Here is an 18,645-nt window from a genome sequence, read left to right as displayed (position 1 = left end):
CGGTCCCTAAATCTTCTTCACACCGGCACCGTTCAATTCGGCGATCAACGCGTCCGTTTGCTCAGCCTGGACTTCGGATTTCGGTATATAATGGGCGTAAGTGCTCGTTCGGTAAAGCAGTAAGAACCGATCGTTCTCTGCCCATTTGACCCATCGGTTCCACGGAAGTGCCAAGGTTGTCGTGGAATCGGCAATTTTCAATTTGGCATCATCAAACGAGAATTCGACGCTTTCTCCGTCGAGCCTGAGTTGGGAGTAAGCCTTCCGTACGCTTCGAGGCACACACCAAAGCCAGTAAAGCGACGTTACGAGAAGGCATGCGATTGCAATCGCCATTCCGGCCAATGCGGAGGCTACGAAAGAGATGACCGAATAGTCATCTGAGCCGACTTTAATGATCGCGGTCATGATAAGCGTCATCAAGGCAATGTACCAAATGACCCCCTTCCACATCCATCGCTTGCGAACAGTAAACCAGCTCGCAGCAAGCATCTCGGCGTAGTCGTATTGGAAGGTGAATTTACGCTCGCTCATTTATCCGCCAGCTTGTCGGTCGCGCGGACGAGACCGTCGATGATGCCCGGTTCGCTGGCGGCATGGCCTGCATCCTGCACGATCCACAGTTCCGCTTCGGGCCAGACCTTCTTCAGCGCCCATGCCGAGGTGGGCGGGGTGCAGATGTCGTGGCGGCCCTGCACGATGATGCCGGGGATATGCTTGATGCGATCCGCATTCTTGAGCAGCTGCGCTTCCTCGAGGAAGAAATTTTGCAGGAAGAATTTGGCGCAGATGCGGGCGAAGGGCACAGCCTTCGACGGATCGGCAAAGGTGTCGAGGAGGTCCTCGTCGGGCAGCAGCGTGGCGACATTGCCTTCCCACAGCGACCATTCGCGCGCCGCGGCGAGGCGGATCTGTTCGTTGTCGCTGGTCAGCCGGTCGTAATAGGCCTTGACCAGATCGCCGCGCTCTTCTTCCGGGATGAGGCCGGTGAAATCGTCCCATTGTTCGGCCATGATCTCGCTGGCGCCATATTTGTAGAGCCAGTCCTTCTCGGTCTGCCGGCCGAGGAAAACGCCGCGCAGGACGATTTCGGTCACCCGGTCGGGATGGGCCTGCGCATAGGCAAGCGCGAGGGTGGCGCCCCAGCTGCCGCCGAAGGCCTGCCATTTTTCGTGGCCGCACATTTCCCGCAGTTTCTCGACATCCTCGACGATGCGCCAGGTGTCGTTATTCTCTATCTCGGCGAAAGGCAGGGACTGGCCGCAGCCGCGCTGGTCGAACAGCAGGACGTCGTAAAGCTCCGGATCCCACTGGCGGCGATGCGCCGGCGACATGCCGCCGCCCGGGCCCCCGTGCATGAACACCGCGGGCTTGGCACCCGGTGTGCCGACCCGCTCGTAATACAGCGAATGGCCTTCGCCGACGTCGAGCATGCCTGTCTCATAGGGCTCGATTTCGGGATAGAGAGTGCGTTCGTATTCAATCACTTTGCTGGTCCTTCTTTCCGACCACGATGATCGGCCCTATCGGCGCGCCGGTGTCCAGGCGGCCGGTGGCGGGATTCCACAAGGCCGAGACATTGCCGTCCAGATAGAGTGCGTTCTTCACATTGAGTTCGTCGCGATAGAACCGCGCCAGCTTGCCGAAGCTGACCGGTCCGTTGGAAATCACGAAATGGGCGCGGCCCTTGTCGTCGACGCCGACCGCGTTGCGGATATAGCGCGATTCGCCGTCCTGGGTGATTTCCGGATGGAGCTTGCCATCGATCACCAGCATCGGGCCGGACTGAGTGCCGAAATCGGGCCTCTCGCGCACATTGGCGAGAAAATCGTCGGTCGCGCGGACTTCCCACTTGCCATTGGTGCCGAAGAACACCCCATTGGGCGACATGTGGAAATTGCCTTCGCCATCCGCCGTGTTCAGCGTCTGCAGGCGGTCCCCGTTCTCGACGTAATAGCCGATAGGCTTGCCCTCGTCGTCATACATCCCGCCGTTCATCGCGAACGCGATGCTCGCCTGCGACTGGGCCTGCGAGAATGCGGTGAGGCTGCGGTAAGGTGCTTCGCCCGACGGGCCGAGATCCATCGAGATCGTGTGCCGCGCTGGCGTGGCGAGGCAGTGGGTGAGGGGGCTGTCCTCGAAGATGATCGAGCGGCAGGCGCTTTCGACCCGCGTCGTACCCGATGCAGTATCGCTGGGCGTGGGCGCGTCGGAGGGGCTGCCCTGACCATCGATGCGCGTGCGGGTGACGGGTTCACCCTCGGGCGCGGGCTCGCAGGCGGCGAGGAGCATCAGTGGCAGGGCGAGGATTGCGTATTTCATTGGCCGTAACCGGGTTCCTGCGCGAGGCGTACGGCTTCGCGCGCTGCAGCAAACAGTGCGCCGGCCTTGGCTTCGCATTCTCGTTGTTCATAGGCGGGATCGCTGTCGGCAACGATCCCTGCGCCAGCCTGCACATGCATGGTGCCGTCCTTTACCACCGCGGTGCGCAGCACGATACAGCTATCGAGCGATCCGTCGGGCGCGAAATAGCCGACGCCGCCGGCATAGGCGCCGCGGGTGGCAGGCTCGAGCTCGGCGATGATCTCGCAGGCGCGCAGCTTGGGCGCCCCGCTGACGGTGCCTGCCGGAAAGCCCGCGAACATCGCCTCCAGCGCATCGCGCGAAGGATCCAGACGGCCGACGACATTGCTGACGATATGCATGACATGGCTGTAGCGTTCGACGGTAAAGCTATCGGTAACGGTGACGCTGCCCGCCTCGGCCACGCGGCCCACATCGTTGCGGCCCAGATCCAGCAGCATGAGATGTTCGGCCCGTTCCTTCGGATCGGCGAGGAGGGAGAGTTCCGCCTCACGGTCCTCGGCGGCGGTCTTGCCGCGTGGCCGCGTCCCGGCGATGGGGCGCACGGTGACTTCGCCGCCACGCACCCGCACGAGGATTTCGGGGCTCGATCCGACCACGGCAAAGCCGGGCAGGTCGAGGAAATAGAGGAAGGGTGACGGATTGACCCGCCGCAGCGCCCGGTAGAGCGCAATCGGCGGCAGGGCGAAGGGCGCGGTGAAACGCTGCGACAGGACGACCTGGAAGATGTCCCCGGCGGTGATGTAGTCTTTCGCCCGCGCGACCATGGCCGCGTATTCTTCGGGCGGCAGCGTCGGCTGCGGCAAAGGCTCGGGATGATCGGCAGCAGGGGCACCCGCCATGTCTATCGCGGAGCCGAGCGAAGACAGCGCGGCGTCGATCCGTTCCTGCGCACGCTCGAGCATAGGCTCCGCCGGCTCATGGGACGGCCAGACCGGGGCGACGCAGTAGAGCGTGTCCTCGAGGCTGTCGAAAACAAGAATGAGCGTCGGGCGCACGAAAAGCATGTCCGGCACGTCCAGCGAATTATCCGGCGCGCGCGGCAGTTTTTCCACTAGGCCGATCGTCTCATAGCCGAAATAGCCGACCAGGCAGGCGAGGGCGGGCGGAAGCTCTTCCGGCACATCGATCCGGCACTGGGCCAGCAGCTCGCGCAGCGCATCCAGCGTGCCGTTCTCGCAGGCCTTGAAGGCATCGCGATCGCTCTTCCACCGGCGGTTGATCGACGCTTCGTCGCCGCTCGCGCGGAAGACGAGATCGGGATCGAGGCCGAGCAGGCTGTAGCGACCGCGAATTTCGCCGCCTTCGACCGATTCGAGCAGGAAATCCCCGCGCCCTTCGCGGAAGAGGCGCAAAGCGGCGCCGACCGGGGTAACCGTGTCGGCGACGATCCGGCGCCAGACGAGCGCCGGATTGCCTTGCCCCAACGCTTCCAGCGCCGAGACGGAACCGTTCAGATCGCCAGTCAAGGTGCGGCTCAGTTCGGCTCGCCGAGGAGCTGGCGACGGACCGCGGCGATGGCATCGGGATTACGCTCGACACCGACATCGGCGCGCATGGCGTTCAGCAGCTGTTCGCCATATTCGGCGCTCCAGGCCTGACCGACCTGCGAACGGGCCTGTGCAATCAGCGGATCGTTCTCGGCCAGATCCTCAAGCTCGATCCGGTCCAGATCGACCACATAGTAACCCTGGTCGCCCTGGCCTTCGAGCTTCTTCACCGTGCCTTTGGCCATGCCGAACATGAGCGCGATCGGCGCGGGCACCCGCGTATTCTGCAAGCGGGCGAGTTCCTCGCGGCTGTAGTTGACCTGCTCGGGCGCGCGAATATTCTTCTTTTCCGCGGCGACGGCTTCGGCAAGGCTCTGACCGCCCTCGACGCGCTTCACGATCCGTTCTGCAGCGGCCTTGGCCGATTGCTCGCCGCGGACCTGGCGCCACTGGGCAATCGCATCTTCGCGAATCTGCGCCAGCGGTGCGACAGCCGAAGGCGTGATATCGGAGACATCGTAGACCAGGAAGGTCTGGCCGTCGGGCAGGGCGCCGATCTGGGCTTCATTCTCGTCGGCCTGGAAAGCGAAATTCAGGACCGGGCGCAGCACTTCGGGGATCTGCTCCTGAGTGCCGTAGATGGAGCCGGACGCAGTGACCGGCTTTGTCGTCTGCAGGTCGAGCCCCAGTTCTTCAGCGACCGAAGAAAGCGATGCGCCGTCGCCCAGCCGGTCTTCGATATTGACGGCAAGTTCGGAAATGCCGCGCTGGCGGTTCTCTTCTCGGAGCTGGTCGGCAATTTCGCCGCGGACGCTGGCAAGAGTGCGTGCAGGCTGGCTGTCGACATTGGTAATCCGGGCAATGTGCCAGCCCAGCGGGCTGCGAGCGGGAGTGGTCACCGTGCCCTGAGCAGCTGCGAAATAGGCGTCGGCCACGGCTGCCGAAGCGGTGCTGGCGATTTCAGCCTTTTCCTGCGCATCGACGGTCGTGGTCCGCAGACCGGCGCTGGCGGCAGCCTGAGCGAAACTTTCGCCGCCCTTGATACGCGCTGCGATCGCTTGTGCGCCTTCGCGTGTCGGCACGATCAGCTGAGTAAAGCTGCGCAGTTCGCGAGCGGCGTACTCATCGCCATTGCTCCGATAATAGGCAGCGATATCGGCATCGCTTGGTTCGATGCTGTCGCCCAGAGCGTTGCTGTCGAAGGTTGCATAACGCAGGATGCGACGTTCGGGACGCACGAAACGATCGCGATTGTCGGTGTAGAATTTGTTCAGTTGCGCATCGGTCGGATCGCCTTGCGGGGCGAACAGGGTGGCAGGAATGGTGGCAATGGCGCCGAAGCGACGCTCCTTGAAGCTGCGCGCATAAGTCGTCGCGATGCTATCGGGAAGCTTCGACCCATAAACCGAAGGAAGGATCGACTGCTGGAAGAACAGCGAAGTGCGGATCTGCTGCCGCAGTTCGGCATCGGTCAGGCCATTCGTACGCAGGAAGATATTGTAGCTGTCGGTGCTGAAATCACCGCTGGCACCGCGGGCGGCAGGAATCTGGCGAATTTCGCTATTCACCAGATTCGTGCCCGCGCGAAGCCCGTTTTCCTCGCCCCAGGCAATCAGCGCATAACGGTTGATGAGATCGTCAAGCACATCGTTGAGGCCATTGCCCGCGAGCAGCGTCTGCATCGTGGCTTCGGGATCCTGCTGGCGCGTGCGCTGGAGTGCATTGTTGGCGGCAGAATTGAGGTCGGCCGTACCGATCTTTTCATCTCCAACGACGGCGACGCTGTTTCCGCCGGCCACTCCGCCGAATGCGCCCGAATTGGAGACATCCATACTGGCAAAGGCGAAACCGATCAGAACCAGGAAGGCCAGGGCCAGCGCGAGACCTATCTTGGTCTTGAAGAAATTCCGGAAAAACGTGAGCATGGCTTGCGAAGATGCCTTTTCGTGTGCTTTTGGCCATCACCTGCCGGATGAACGGCGGCAACGAACCGGTTGTGGGGCGCGCTTTATCCGCCCTGCGACCAAGCCGCAACAGGTGCCGTCCGGTTTTGACCCATTAGAGAACCACGTCTAGCGATCTTACGCACACGACCTATATAGCCACGCGCCCGAACAGCGTTTCAGTACAGGAAGACCTAATTTATGGCCGAACGGCCCTACATCGTCGGCAATTGGAAAATGAACGGAACGCGCGCCATGCTGCCCGAAGCGCGCGCAATCGACCGTGCCGCACAGCGTTACATGAAGGCGGAAGTCGCCGTGGCTCCGCCGTTCACCCTGATTCATGCCGTGCACCGCGAGGCGGAACAGATCGGCGTAGGCGCGCAGGATTGTTTCCCCGGTGAAGACGGCGCGCATACCGGAGATATCTCCGCGACGATGCTCGCCGACGCCGGGGCCAAGTTCGTCATTATCGGACACAGCGAGCGGCGCGGCGACCACAAGGAAACCGCCGAACAGATCAATGCCAAGATCGAAAGCGCGATCGAGGCCGGCCTGCGCATTATCCTGTGCTGCGGTGAAACTCTGCCTGTTCGCGAGAAGGGCCAGGCAGAAGATTTCGTGCTCGAGCAGCTGCGGGCCAGCGTCTCGAAGATCGAAGATCCGGCCGAACGGCTGACCGTGGCCTATGAGCCGGTCTGGGCCATCGGCACCGGCAAGACCGCCACGCCTGACGATATCGAAGCCATGCATAAGGCGATTCGCGGCCTGCTGGATGAAACCTATGGCGAAGAGCAGTCTTCCGGGGTGCGGATCCTCTACGGTGGATCGGTGAAGCCCGAAAACGCCCGCGAAATCCTCTCTCTGCCGGAAGTGGGCGGTGCGCTGGTGGGCGGTGCTAGCCTTTCGGCCGAAAGCTTTCTCGGCATCGTGGTTGCAGCGTCGGAGACCGAAGAGGCCTGACGCTTGCCGTTTTGCCGCACTGCCATTAGATGCGGCGCAGAAATTCACAGCTTTCCCAGAGTATCTCATCCATGTTTCTCTTTCTCACCGTCGTTCAGGCCATCATCGGCGCGGCACTCATCACGGTAATCCTGATGCAACGCAGCGAAGGCGGCGGCCTGGGTATCGGCGGCAGCCCGAGCGGCATGTTGAGTGCACGCGGTGCGGCTGACTTCCTCACTCGTTCGACGAAGTGGCTGGCTGTTGCTTTCGTCGCGCTTTCCATCGCGCTCGCCGCGATGGCCGTCGAAGGTGTGGGTGCAGGTGAGATTGAATCGACGCTCGACCGCAGCGTCGCTCCTGTGGAAAACGATCCGCTTGGCGGACCGGCAACAGCTCCTGCCGCACCGGCTCAGGAAACTGCTCCTTCCGACGATCCGCTGGCCGAATAAGGCCCGCGCTTTCGACATTCGCCTGCGCTACGGTGGATGGCGCGCCTTGCTGCGCGCCTTTTCCCTTGCGCCGACTCAACACGCACGCTTAAGGCCCGACTCCCATGGCGCGGTATATCTTCATCACCGGCGGCGTGGTCTCCTCGCTTGGCAAAGGTCTCATGGCAGCATCGCTTGCTGCCCTCCTCCAGGCGCGTGGCTACAAGGTCCGCATTCGTAAGTTCGACCCCTATCTCAACGTCGATCCGGGCACGATGAGCCCCTATCAGCACGGCGAGGTCTATGTGACCGACGACGGGGCGGAAACCGACCTCGATCTCGGCCATTACGAGCGCTTCACCGGCGTTTCGGCGCATCAGGGCGACAATATCACCAGTGGCCGGGTCTATCAGCAGATCATCGCCAAGGAACGGCGCGGCGATTATCTCGGCGCGACGGTGCAGGTGGTCCCCCATGTGACCGACGCAATCAAGGAATTCGCGCTGGCCGGGCAGGACGATCACGATTTCATCCTGTGCGAAATCGGCGGCACGGTCGGGGATATCGAGAGCCTTCCGTTCATGGAAGCGATCCGGCAGCTGCGTAACGAACTGGAGCCGATGCAGTCGCTAAGCGTCCACGTGACGCTGGTGCCCTATATCGCGGCAGCGGGTGAACTGAAGACGAAGCCGACGCAGCATTCCGTGCGCGAACTGGCCAGCCTCGGCATCAAGCCCGACGTGCTGCTGTGCCGCGCCGAGCATCCCATTCCCGATAGCGACCGGCAGAAGATCGCCAATTTTTGCAATGTGCGCAAGGAAGCGGTCATTCCCGCTCTCGACGCGCCCTCGATCTATTCGGTCCCGCTCCAATATCACAGGGAAGGGCTGGATACCGAGGTGCTGCGCGGTTTCGGCATCAAAGATGCGCCCGAACCCGATCTTGCGCGGTGGTACGATGTGGTGGACCGCCATTCGAACCCCGAAGGCGAGGTGACGATCGGCGTGGTCGGCAAATATGTCGGCCTGCAGGATGCGTACAAATCGCTCAACGAAGCGCTTATCCACGGCGGAATGGCGCATCGCGTCAAGGTCAACATCAAGTGGATCGACGCCGAAGTATTTGAACAGGCGGACGGCGATATCGCCGCCCAGCTCGAGCCCATGCACGGTATTCTCGTGCCCGGCGGGTTCGGCGAGCGTGGCAGCGAGGGCAAGATCGCCAGCGTCCGCTTCGCCCGCGAACGCAAGGTGCCGTTTCTGGGCATCTGCCTGGGCATGCAGATGGCCTGCGTGGAAGGGGCCCGCAATGCCGGCTTCTCCCAGGCCAGCTCGACCGAATTCGGCAGCACGGACGAACCGGTCGTCGGTATCATTACCGAATGGATGACACAGGAAGGTTTGCAAACTCGCGAGGACGGGGGCGATCTGGGCGGTACGATGCGGCTAGGGGCCTATGACGCCAAGCTCGCCGCCAACAGCCATGTGTCCTCGATCTATGGCGGCAGCACCGAGATTTCCGAGCGCCATCGCCACCGTTACGAAGTGAACGGCAAATATATCGAGCCGCTGGAAAAGCAGGGACTGATCTTCTCGGGCATGTCGCCTGACGGCCTGCTGCCGGAAATCGTCGAACGGCCCGATCATCCGTGGTTCGTCGGTGTCCAGTTCCATCCTGAACTCAAGTCCAAACCGTTCGATCCGCATCCGCTTTTCGCAGGATTCATCGGTGCAGCGCTCGAACAGGCGCGGCTCGTCTAAATTTTTTTGACCGGCGTCCGCCTGATCTAAAGTCCTGTAATCCCTGCGAACGATAGTAGGGATTTGTACGGGGGCGACACTCTGCCCGTCGCACCCACAAGGGCGTGACTTTATCTTTTGTTATAGATGGGGCAGACAATCTCCGACTCAGCCCGAGGCTGACGAGCAGGGAGATTTACGCTGCGTTGAGCAAGCGGTGGGGCTTGCCTCGAACTCGGTCGTCTTCTGCGACCCGGACAACCGTATCCGAGGCTTGGCGGCGCATTGCGTCGTGGGGCAGTGCTCTAGGGCGCTGCCCCTATCGCGTTGTGAGCCGTGAAGTTTTAGGGTCATGAAAAAGGCGGCGCCCCTTTCGAGGCACCGCTAACGGCAAGCAAGCGAGCGGGATCAGGCCGCTGCGCTATCGTCCTCGTTCTTGACGACTTCGAGCGTCTTCTGTCCGCCGATTGCGATCTTCTTGGGCTTCATCGCATCGGGGACCTCACGGACGAGATCGATGTAGAGCATACCGTCCCGCAGATCGGCATTCTCCACGCGCACGTAATCGGCCAGGTCGAAGCGGCGTTCGAACCCGCGATTGGCGATGCCGATGTGCAGCATTTCGCCTTCGGGCTGGTCGTCACGCTTGCGGCCCTGGATCACGAGCAGGTTCTGCTGGGCAGTGATCTCGAGATCTTCGGCGCGGAAGCCGGCAACGGCGAGAGTGATGCGATACGCATCCTCGTCGCGGCGCTCGATATTGAAAGGTGGGTAATTATCGCCCCCGGCATTGCGTGCCTGACGTTCCATCAGGTCGAACAGGCGATCGAAGCCAACTGTGGAACGGCGATAGGGTGTGGTATCAAAACGGTTCATCGAAACAAATCCTCCAGTGAGCAATTTGATTGTGTAAGGAGCCCGAAGTCGGCACTCCCGTGTCTGCTCGAAGCGAGCCGACCCGAATAAAATAGGTACCGCCAAAACGCTTTCAAGCGTTGTCATTCGTAGCTAGCGATAGCCCGCAACATCAGAGGAAATGCAATGAGCCAACCGCAAATCGACATCTATACCAAATTCGGTTGCGGCTTTTGCGTCCGTGCAAAGCGCCTGCTCGACGAAAAGGGCGCCGATTACAACGAACACGACATCACGATGGGCGGCCCGAAGCGAGAAGAGCTGCAGCAGCGCGCCCCGCAAGCGCGCACGGTGCCGCAGATATTCATCGGGGAAACCTATGTCGGCGGTTCGGACGAACTCGCTGCTTTGGAGCGTTCCGGGAAACTGGATGAATTGCTAGAGAGCTGAATGACTGACATTGCCGTCCTGCAGATGACTTCGGGCATCGCTCCCGAAGAAAATGCCGCATTCCTCGCAGACATGATTGGGGCAGCGGCGGGGGAAGGGGCGGCCATGCTGTTCACGCCCGAAATGTCGGGCATGCTCGACCGAGATCGCAAGCGGGCGGCCGGGTCGATAAGGCTCGAGGATGAAGACAGGGTTCTGGCGACTGTCCGCGATTGCTCTGCGAAGCACGGAATTTGGACCTGCATCGGCTCGCTCGCGATCGACACTGGCGAAGGTATATGGGTCAATCGGTCCTTCGTGGTGGATGACAAGGGCGAGATAGCGGCCCGCTATGACAAAATGCACATGTTCGACGTGGATCTGGCTTCGGGCGAATCCTGGAGGGAATCCAATGCCTATCGTCCGGGCAATAATGTGGTGGCGGTCCAAACCCCGGCCGGAAGGCTTGGCCTCGCCATCTGTTACGACCTTCGCTTTCCCGCTCTGTTCGACGCGCTGGGCAATGAGCGCTGTGACGTGATCGCCGTTCCCGCCGCGTTTACGGTGCCCACGGGCGAGGCGCATTGGCATGTCCTGCAAAGAGCCAGAGCCATCGAGGCAAGTGCCTATCTCGTCGCCTCGGCGCAGGTGGGTACGCATGCCGACGGCCGGCAGACCTACGGGCACAGCCTGGTGATCGACCCGTGGGGCGAGGTCCTGGTAGATATGGGCGATGCTCCGCCGGGGCTGGGATTTGCCCAGGTGAACCCAGCGCGCATTTCAGAAGTGCGTGCGCAAGTTCCCAGCCTTGCCAATCGCCGTGAATTGGCCAAGTAGCGCCGCATGATTGTTTATGATCTCCATTGCAACAACGGACACCGGTTCGAAGGATGGTTCGGCTCGTCGAGCGATTATCAGATGCAGCGCGACAGAGGCCTGGTGGATTGCCCCGAATGCGGCAGCAATCTCGTCGACAAGGCACCGATGGCTCCTGCGGTGGCGCAAAAAGGAAATCGCGGAGCAACGCGGGCACCAGCATCAGAGGGGGCGCAGCTTTCCAACGCTCCCATGCCCCCGGAGGTTGCGGAGGCACTGACCAAGCTTGCGAAGGCGCAGGCAAAAGCGCTCGAGAGCAGTCAGTGGGTCGGCGAAAAATTCGCCGAGGAAGCGCGTTCGCAGCATTACGGCGAAAAGGATGAAGCGCCCATTCACGGCAAGGCCACGCGCGAGGAGGCGGAGAACCTTGCAGCGGAAGGAATTACGGTTGCCCCGCTCCTTTTCCCGATTTCGGATCCGGATAAACTGAACTGATTGCCTCGGAGCATCGAGACGTTATAGAGCCGTGCTGGAGCGCCCGTAGCTCAGTCGGATAGAGCACCAGATTCCTAATCTGGGGGCCACAGGTTCGAATCCTGTCGGGCGCACCATCATTTCCCCAGTTTCGTCGCCCGCCATGCAAGCAGGGTGAGAATTGCTGACGATGCGATCAGCAATGCGCACACCCCTGTCCAGCCCAGATTGCCATAGACGGAGGTCGCAAAAATGCTCCCGATCCCGCCTCCGACGAACATGAGGACAATGTAGACAGTCGTCAGCCGGGTCCGCAGGTCAGGCTCGAGTGCAAGAAACGTCATGCGGCCCGTCACATCGATCGGCGGACCGACGAGATTGACGATCACAAGCGGGACCAGCAATCCCCACAGGCTGCCTCCAAGGGGCAGAAACAGAGCCATGCCGACAAGCTGGATCAGCGCAAAGATTACGCGCGCCTTGCGCGGGCCGATGGCGTCTGCCCAGCGGCCGAGACGAGGGGTGGAAAGAATGCTGACGGCGGCAATCGCGGCGAGATAGCCCACGACATCGGTCCCATATCCCAGCGGGCCGGTGAGATAGAGCGCGAGCGCGAGCCACAGCGCAATGAATTGGGCGAAATTCAACGCCTGAATTGTGCCGGAAAGCAGCACTTCCTTATGCTTCCGAGCGACCGGAAAGACCGAGAGGACAAGCCTGCCGTAAGGTTCGCCGCCCCGATCGCGCTCGCCGCTCTCCATCAGACGGGGAAGGGCTAGGGTCACGGCGAGCATGAGGCCGGTCGCAATCCAGTAAACCAGACGCCAGCCGTAATGTTCTGCAACCCAACCAGCACCGACCCGGGCCACGAGAATGCCGAGAATTACTCCTGCAGTGAGCAGGGCGGTCACTTGGCCCAGTCTTTCCGGAGCGACCCTCTTGGAAGCGTAGGCCGGCAACAAATAGGGGGCGATCGTGAAGAAGCCGAGAAGGGTGGATCCTGCAGTGAAGCCGAAAAATCCGCCGGAAAACGCCATCAGGGCGAGCGAGAGCGTTTGGCCGATGGAGAAAATGATCGTCAGCCGCCGGTTGGAATAGCGATCGCCCAAAGGAAGCAGAAGGAGTATCCCGATTGCCAAGGCGATCTGGTTGAGAGCCGGGACAATTCCGATGCGCGCTTCGCTGACACCGAAATACACCGCAACATCACCAATTATGGGATGTATATAATAGGCATTCGCGGTCACTACCGCCGCAGCGAAAGCGAGCGCATACTCCTGTTTGCGCGAAAGCCGCGACGCATTGCTCATCTGCCAATTTCCAATAATCTGGTTCGAATGGCGCCTTAGGGCGTCGGCTTCGAACTCTCGCCCAACTGGCTAATCGGCACGGTCTCTTTGAAGGTATGCGTCACGTAAGGGAACGGAATTTCTATTCCTTCCTCATCAAGCGCGGCCTTTATGGCGCGGACGACCTTGTCCTTGCTTTCCCATCCCGCGCGAGGGGCGGCACCGGCCCACCAACGGACGAGAAAATCGACGGAGCTGGAATTGAACTCCTGCGCAAAAATATCGACGCCCTTGCTGGCAAGAACCAGATCCACCCCTTCGACTGCCCGGCGGATAACGTCCGCTGCGTGGTCGAGATTGGTGTCGTAGGAAACGCCAACGACCACATCGTGGCGGCGCTGTTCGACATCGGTCAGGATTTCGACCGGATTCTTGAACAAGATGGAATTGGGAACGACGGTGAGTTCGCCCGAAAGCTTGCGGACGTGCGTTTCGCGCAGGGTAATATGTTCGACCTTGCCTGTGATGCCTTCACACTCGATCACATCGCCGATCTGCATCTTTTCCCGCAGCATGATGAGAATGCCGGCAAAGAAGTTTTCGAAGATGTCCTGAAAGGCGAAACCAATCGCGACTGCCCCGATGCCGAGGCCGGCGAGCAGGCTGGCAAAGGTGAGCTCGGGCATAACCACGACAGCCGCGATGAAAAGACCAATTACCCATATCGTCAGCTTGACTACGGTATCGACGAGATTTTTGAGACTGGTCCGGATTTCCGTCCGGCCCACGATCATATCGGAAATGCGCACCGCGAACCGGGCAATGATCCAGGTCAGCAGAATGATGAACAAGGCGATCGCAATGCTGGGCAGGGCCTCTATGAACCCCTTTCCCATCGACTGAAGCTGATCGCGCAGCGTTCCGATATAATTCACTAATCAAGCTCCCTTTGCAGGGCAACGACAAGTCGCCTCTCAGGTTCCTCAAGGCCGCCGAAGGGCGGACAAGGACGCGCTATTTCTGAGCATGCTCCTGGCGTGCCAGTTCATGGAGCCAGTCGGCGTGACGAGGAGCCTTCTTGGTCTCGCTCCATTCTTCCAGCATCATCGGTGCCACGCGCTTCAGTTCGGCATATTGCTCATCCGTCCCGATATCGGCAGCCAGTTCCACGCGATGGCCGTTAGGATCGAAGAAATATATCGATTTGAAAATGCCGTGATGCGTTGGCCCGAGGACGTCGATGCCAAGGCTTTCGACATGCTTTTTGGCAGCGTTCAGTTCCTCTTCGCTCTCGACCTTGAACGCGAGATGCTGGACCCACTGGGGAGTGTTTTCGTCCCGGCCCATGTCCTTCTGGTTCGGCAATTCGAAAAAGGCGAGGATGTTGCCATTACCTGCGTCTAGAAAAACATGCATGTAGGGATCGTATTCACCCGTAGAGGGAACGTGATCCTCAGCAAAGGCAGTGGTATACTCCATGCCCAGCACCTTTTCGTACCATTCGACGGTCTCCTTGGCGTCCTTGCAACGATAGGCCGCGTGATGGACGCCGCCGAGCTTTACGGGATGTGCAGAAGGGGCGCTCATTCTGCTGGCTCCGCATCCACGGTCTGCGCATCCTCTACGCTGAGGACGCCACGCTTGATCTGGTCCCTTTCCATGCTTTCGAAGAGCGCCTTGAAATTGCCTTCACCGAAGCCGTCGTCGCCCTTGCGCTGAATGAACTCGAAGAAGACAGGGCCGACCTGAGCTTCTGCAAAGATCTGCAACAGAAGCCGCGGCTTTCCGCCTTCGGTCGTTCCGTCGAGCAGGATGCCGCGCATCTTGAGTTCGTTCTCGTTCTCACCATGGCCGGGGAGACGTTCGGGCAGCATTTCGTAATATGTTTCGGGCGGGGCGGTCATGAACGGAACGCCGAGATCCTTGAGATTGTCCCACGCTTTGATCAGGTCGTCGCAGATCAGCGCAATATGCTGGATACCTTCGCCATTGAATTCGCGAAGGAACTCTTCGATCTGGCCCTTGCCGCCTTCGCCTTCCTCGTTGAGGGGGATACGGATCTTGCCGTCAGGAGCGGTAAGCGCCTTGGAGGTCAGGCCAGTATATTCCCCCTTGATGTCGAAGAAGCGGATTTCACGGAAATTGAACAGGCTTTCATAATAGTCGGCCCAGTATTTCATGCGGCCGTTGTAGACGTTGTGGGTCAGGTGATCGATCACGTTGAACCCAGCGCCCTTCGGCCATTTATCGACGCCGTCGAGATATTCGAAATCGATGTCATAAATCGACAGCGTGCTTTCGCCCTGTTCCGCGTAACGGTCGATCAGATAGATAATCGCTCCCCCAATGCCGCGGATTGCAGGAATGCGCAGTTCCATGGGGCCGTTTTCGACAACGACCGGCTCCGCACCGCGCTCGAGCAATTCGGCGTAGGCCTTTTTCGCGTCGCGGACTCTAAACCCCATTCCGCAAGCAGAGGGACCGTGTTCTCTTGCAAAATACCAAGCCGCGCTTCGCGGTTCATAATTGATGATGAGATTGATGCCGCCCTGGCGCCAAAGGTGGACGTCTTTCGAACGATGGCTGGCCACCTGGATAAAGCCCATGGCCTTGAATACCGGTTCGATAACGCCTTTTTCCGGCGCGCAAAATTCAACGAATTCAAATCCGTCGAGGCCGATGGGGTTCTCAAAAAGGTCGGGCATGGGAAATCCTCTGTCCATTAAGTAGTTTCAATAGAAACCAAATACATTTCAGGTCTGGCACTGTCAAGAATCCAACGGTTTTCGACCAGCTGATGTTCCGCATCCTCAATCTCATCCCATCGATCGAACGGCCTGGCTTCAGCCCCGAAATTCCGGCTTGCGCGCGGGTCGCAACTATGATTCTGTGAAATCGATGAGAAGCAGGGGCAGACTCGATCTGGTGCGGAAGCAAAAGGCGACGCAAAGCGCGGCGCTTTTCGTGCTGCTTGTCATCGGCGGCCTGGCGATTGCAGGTCCGTCCGGGCTTCTTGCGTGGAGTGAGAATCTCCGCCTCCTGGATCAGCGCAAAGCCCAGCTCGCTGCGCTCGAGAAAGATCGCGCGGCTCTGGAAAACAAGGTCGCTCTTTTGCATCCCGATCATGCGGATCCCGACATGGTCGGCGAACTTCTTCGCAGCCAGCTCAATGTCGTCCATCCGGACGAAGTCGTAATCAAGCTGGACGACTGATCGGCCGCGCTCGAGCTCGGCAATTCCGTAAGGTTTTCGTATGCAGATGAAGCGGGCCGTTGCGCTCTGCGCGGCGCTGTGGCTATAGGCGCAGCGAGAGAATTCCCCGACTGGAAAAGGGACGAGATATTTTGGCCAAGGCCCCTAAAAGCAGCACGCCGCGCAGCCCCGCGGAGAACCACGATTTCGCTCTCGGCTCCCTTCAGGAGGAGTTCGAAAAGAGCAAGCGCTTCGATGCGTCGCCTGAGCAGATGCACAAGTTTTACGAGCAGATGCTCCTCATCCGCCGTTTCGAAGAGCGCGCCGGGCAGCTCTACGGACTCGGACTGATCGGCGGCTTCTGCCACCTGTATATCGGTCAGGAAGCTGTTGCCATCGGTCTGCAATCCGCTCTCGATGGTGATAAGGACAGCGTCATCACCGGATATCGCGATCATGGCCACATGCTGGCCTATGGGATCGACCCTAAGGTCATCATGGCCGAATTGACCGGCCGGGAGGCCGGCATTTCCAAGGGTAAGGGCGGGTCGATGCATATGTTCTCGACCGAGCACAAGTTTTACGGCGGCCATGGCATCGTCGGCGCGCAAGTCGCGCTCGGAGGCGGTCTGGCGCTCGCTCACCAGTACAATGAGGATGGTGGTCTCTGCCTCGCCTATTTCGGCGATGGTGCCGCGAACCAAGGGCAGGTTTACGAAACCTTCAACATGGCATCGCTCTGGAAGCTTCCGATTGTTTTCGTGATCGAAAACAACCAGTACGCCATGGGTACGGCCGTTAGCCGCAGCTCTGCCGAAACCGAATTTTACCGGCGCGGCACTGCGTTCCGCATTCCGGGCATGAAGGTCAACGGCATGGATGTGCTCGAAGTGCGTCAGGCCGCCGAGATCGCCTTCAAACATGTCCGCGAGGGCAAGGGCCCGGTCCTGATGGAGTGCGAAACCTATCGTTATCGCGGTCACTCGATGTCCGACCCTGCAAAGTACCGGTCGCGTGAAGAGGTCCAGGATATGAAGGATCACAAGGATCCGATCGAGAACCTGAAAAAGATCCTGATCGAGCAGGGCAGCAAGGATGAAGAGTTGAAGGCCATCGACAAGGATATCCGCAAGCTCGTTAGCGAAGCCGCGGATTTTGCTGAAAATTCTCCGGAGCCAGAAGCATCCGAACTCTACACCGATGTTCTGGTGGAGGAGTATTGAGCCATGGCGATCGAACTCAAAATGCCCGCCTTGTCGCCCACAATGGAAGAGGGCACGCTGGCAAAATGGCTCAAGCAGGAAGGTGACGAAATCGTCGCCGGCGATATCATCGCCGAGATCGAAACCGACAAGGCAACCATGGAATTCGAAGCTGTCGACGAAGGCACGCTCGGGAAAATTCTGGTCGCGGAAGGTACGGAGAACGTAGCTGTCGGTACTGTCATCGCGATGCTCGCGGCAGAGGGCGAAGACGCTTCCGAAGTTGCCGCTTCGGCTCCCGAGAGCGAGGACGTTCCGGGGGAAGGCAAGGATGTCGGCCGCGACGCGTCCGAAGCCGAGATCACCAAGCCCGCCAAAAAGACCGATGTGAAGGATCCCGAGATTCCGCACGGCACCAATATGGCGACCGTCACAGTCCGCGAGGCGCTGCGCGATGCGATGGCCGAGGAAATGCGCCGTGATGAACGCGTTTTCGTCATGGGTGAGGAAGTCGCCCAGTATCAAGGCGCTTACAAGGTCACGCAGGGCCTGCTTGACGAATTCGGCCCCAAGCGCGTGATCGACACGCCGATTACCGAATATGGCTTTGCCGGTATCGGGACGGGCGCTGCGATGGGTGGTCTGCGTCCGATCGTGGAGTTCATGACTTTCAACTTCGCGATGCAGGCAATCGATCACATCATCAACTCGGCAGCCAAGACCAATTACATGTCCGGAGGCCAGATGCGCTGCCCGGTCGTTTTCCGTGGTCCGAATGCCGCAGCGAGCCGCGTTGGCGCGCAGCACAGCCAGAATTACGGTCCGTGGTATGCCAGTGTCCCGGGCCTGATCGTCATCGCGCCTTACGATGCGTCCGATGCAAAGGGCCTGATGAAGGCTGCGATTCGCTGCGAAGACCCCGTCGTATTTCTCGAAAACGAGCTTGTTTACGGGCGCAGCTTCGAGCTTCCGGAACTTGATGACCACGTCCTTCCGATCGGCAAGGCACGGATCGTGCGTGAAGGCTCCGACGTGACGATCGTGTCGTACTCGATCGCGGTTGGGCTCGCCCTCGAGGCTGCCGAACAGCTGGCGGAAGAGGGCATCGATGCCGAGGTAATCGACCTGCGGACCCTGCGCCCGCTCGACAAGGAAACAGTGCTCGAAAGCCTGAAGAAAACCAATCGCATGGTCATCGCCGAAGAAGGCTGGCCGACCTGCTCGATCGCTTCGGAAATCGTCGCGATCTGCATGGAGGAAGGCTTCGATCATCTCGATGCCCCCGTAACGCGGGTATGCGACGAGGATGTGCCTCTTCCCTATGCCGCAAACCTCGAGAAACTGGCGCTGATCGATACGCCCAAGATCGTGAAAGCGGCCAAGAAAGTCTGCTATCGCGACTGAGCAGGGCGGGTGGTTTAACCATCCGCCTTAGCGAAATATTAGCGAAACGAGCGATAGAGCGCTGCCTTGAATTAT

The 18,645-nt window shown here is 60.0% G+C and carries 19 protein-coding genes and 1 tRNA gene; 10 read left to right on the top strand and 10 right to left on the bottom strand.

Features of this window, described 5'->3' with window-relative positions:
- Positions 1-6: 6 nt before the first annotated feature.
- The 5 genes from K3175_RS01590 to K3175_RS01570 are packed head-to-tail and all read right to left on the bottom strand — an operon-like array spanning position 7 to position 5,779.
- On the bottom strand, positions 7-534 hold the full coding sequence (locus K3175_RS01590; RefSeq protein WP_221541623.1) for a YcxB family protein: 528 nt from the start codon (positions 532-534) through the stop codon (positions 7-9).
- A complete protein-coding gene (gene pip / locus K3175_RS01585) occupies positions 531-1,487 on the bottom strand; it encodes a prolyl aminopeptidase (RefSeq protein ID WP_221541622.1) in 957 nt (318 codons plus the stop codon). Before pip ends, K3175_RS01590 begins: the two co-directional genes overlap by 4 nt.
- Entirely contained in the window at positions 1,480-2,322 is an 843-nt protein-coding gene (locus tag K3175_RS01580) for a phosphodiester glycosidase family protein (protein WP_221541621.1), read from the bottom strand. Before K3175_RS01580 ends, pip begins: the two co-directional genes overlap by 8 nt.
- Positions 2,319-3,833 carry an anthranilate synthase component I gene (trpE, locus tag K3175_RS01575; protein WP_221541620.1) on the bottom strand — a complete coding sequence of 505 codons (1,515 nt, stop codon included), beginning with the start codon at positions 3,831-3,833 and terminating at the stop codon, positions 2,319-2,321. Before trpE ends, K3175_RS01580 begins: the two co-directional genes overlap by 4 nt.
- 8 nt (positions 3,834-3,841) lie before the next feature.
- Positions 3,842-5,779, bottom strand: a complete 1,938-nt coding sequence (locus K3175_RS01570) for a peptidyl-prolyl cis-trans isomerase (RefSeq protein WP_221541619.1) — start codon at positions 5,777-5,779, stop codon at positions 3,842-3,844.
- A 219-nt stretch (positions 5,780-5,998) separates the two neighbouring features.
- Between K3175_RS01570 and tpiA the strand changes: the two genes are divergently transcribed.
- The 3 genes from tpiA to pyrG all read left to right on the top strand — a co-directional run bounded on the left by tpiA (position 5,999) and on the right by pyrG (position 8,930).
- A complete protein-coding gene (gene tpiA / locus K3175_RS01565; RefSeq protein WP_221541618.1) occupies positions 5,999-6,760 on the top strand; it encodes a triose-phosphate isomerase in 762 nt (253 codons plus the stop codon).
- 71 nt (positions 6,761-6,831) lie between these two features.
- The gene (secG, locus tag K3175_RS01560; RefSeq protein ID WP_221541617.1) at positions 6,832-7,191 is read left to right on the top strand and encodes a preprotein translocase subunit SecG; all 360 of its coding nucleotides are present in this window, start codon (positions 6,832-6,834) and stop codon (positions 7,189-7,191) included.
- Positions 7,192-7,295: 104 nt separating this feature from the next.
- Positions 7,296-8,930: a CTP synthase gene (gene pyrG / locus K3175_RS01555; RefSeq protein WP_221541616.1), complete on the top strand. Its 1,635-nt coding sequence runs from the start codon at positions 7,296-7,298 to the stop codon at positions 8,928-8,930.
- 387 nt (positions 8,931-9,317) lie between these two features.
- On the opposite strand, the gene K3175_RS01550 is transcribed toward pyrG, so the two are convergent.
- Positions 9,318-9,785, bottom strand: a complete 468-nt coding sequence (locus tag K3175_RS01550) for an Hsp20 family protein (RefSeq protein ID WP_221541615.1) — start codon at positions 9,783-9,785, stop codon at positions 9,318-9,320.
- 165 nt (positions 9,786-9,950) lie between these two features.
- Between K3175_RS01550 and grxC the strand changes: the two genes are divergently transcribed.
- The 4 genes from grxC (at position 9,951) to K3175_RS01530 (ending at position 11,620) form a co-directional block, all read left to right on the top strand.
- A complete protein-coding gene (gene grxC / locus K3175_RS01545; protein ID WP_221541614.1) occupies positions 9,951-10,214 on the top strand; it encodes a glutaredoxin 3 in 264 nt (87 codons plus the stop codon).
- On the top strand, positions 10,215-11,030 hold the full coding sequence (locus K3175_RS01540; protein ID WP_221541613.1) for a carbon-nitrogen hydrolase family protein: 816 nt from the start codon (positions 10,215-10,217) through the stop codon (positions 11,028-11,030).
- A 6-nt stretch (positions 11,031-11,036) separates the two neighbouring features.
- Positions 11,037-11,504: a DUF1178 family protein gene (locus tag K3175_RS01535; protein WP_221541612.1), complete on the top strand. Its 468-nt coding sequence runs from the start codon at positions 11,037-11,039 to the stop codon at positions 11,502-11,504.
- A 39-nt stretch (positions 11,505-11,543) separates the two neighbouring features.
- A tRNA-Arg gene (locus K3175_RS01530) sits at positions 11,544-11,620 on the top strand.
- Here the strand turns inward: K3175_RS01530 and K3175_RS01525 are convergent.
- The 4 genes from K3175_RS01525 to hppD form a co-directional block, all read right to left on the bottom strand.
- The gene (locus K3175_RS01525; RefSeq protein ID WP_221541611.1) at positions 11,621-12,793 is read right to left on the bottom strand and encodes an MFS transporter; all 1,173 of its coding nucleotides are present in this window, start codon (positions 12,791-12,793) and stop codon (positions 11,621-11,623) included.
- A gap of 35 nt (positions 12,794-12,828) precedes the next feature.
- Positions 12,829-13,707, bottom strand: a complete 879-nt coding sequence (locus K3175_RS01520; protein ID WP_221541610.1) for a mechanosensitive ion channel family protein — start codon at positions 13,705-13,707, stop codon at positions 12,829-12,831.
- A gap of 79 nt (positions 13,708-13,786) precedes the next feature.
- Positions 13,787-14,359, bottom strand: a complete 573-nt coding sequence (locus K3175_RS01515) for a VOC family protein (RefSeq protein ID WP_221541609.1) — start codon at positions 14,357-14,359, stop codon at positions 13,787-13,789.
- On the bottom strand, positions 14,356-15,477 hold the full coding sequence (gene hppD / locus K3175_RS01510) for a 4-hydroxyphenylpyruvate dioxygenase (RefSeq protein WP_221541608.1): 1,122 nt from the start codon (positions 15,475-15,477) through the stop codon (positions 14,356-14,358). Before hppD ends, K3175_RS01515 begins: the two co-directional genes overlap by 4 nt.
- 193 nt (positions 15,478-15,670) lie before the next feature.
- Between hppD and K3175_RS01505 the strand changes: the two genes are divergently transcribed.
- The 3 genes from K3175_RS01505 to K3175_RS01495 all read left to right on the top strand — a co-directional run bounded on the left by K3175_RS01505 (position 15,671) and on the right by K3175_RS01495 (position 18,570).
- Positions 15,671-15,985: an FtsB family cell division protein gene (locus tag K3175_RS01505; protein ID WP_221541607.1), complete on the top strand. Its 315-nt coding sequence runs from the start codon at positions 15,671-15,673 to the stop codon at positions 15,983-15,985.
- Between the two features lie 131 nt (positions 15,986-16,116).
- Positions 16,117-17,187 (top strand): pyruvate dehydrogenase (acetyl-transferring) E1 component subunit alpha, encoded by a 1,071-nt coding sequence (gene pdhA / locus K3175_RS01500; RefSeq protein WP_221541606.1) that lies wholly within the window; start codon positions 16,117-16,119, stop codon positions 17,185-17,187.
- A gap of 3 nt (positions 17,188-17,190) precedes the next feature.
- Positions 17,191-18,570: a pyruvate dehydrogenase complex E1 component subunit beta gene (locus K3175_RS01495; protein ID WP_221541605.1), complete on the top strand. Its 1,380-nt coding sequence runs from the start codon at positions 17,191-17,193 to the stop codon at positions 18,568-18,570.
- Positions 18,571-18,645: the final 75 nt, after the last annotated feature.

The organism is Qipengyuania aestuarii (assembly GCF_019711535.1).
Classification (GTDB): domain Bacteria; phylum Pseudomonadota; class Alphaproteobacteria; order Sphingomonadales; family Sphingomonadaceae; genus Qipengyuania; species Qipengyuania aestuarii.
Note: the sequence above shows the minus strand (reverse complement) of the source record. Positions and strands in the feature narration are given on the sequence as shown.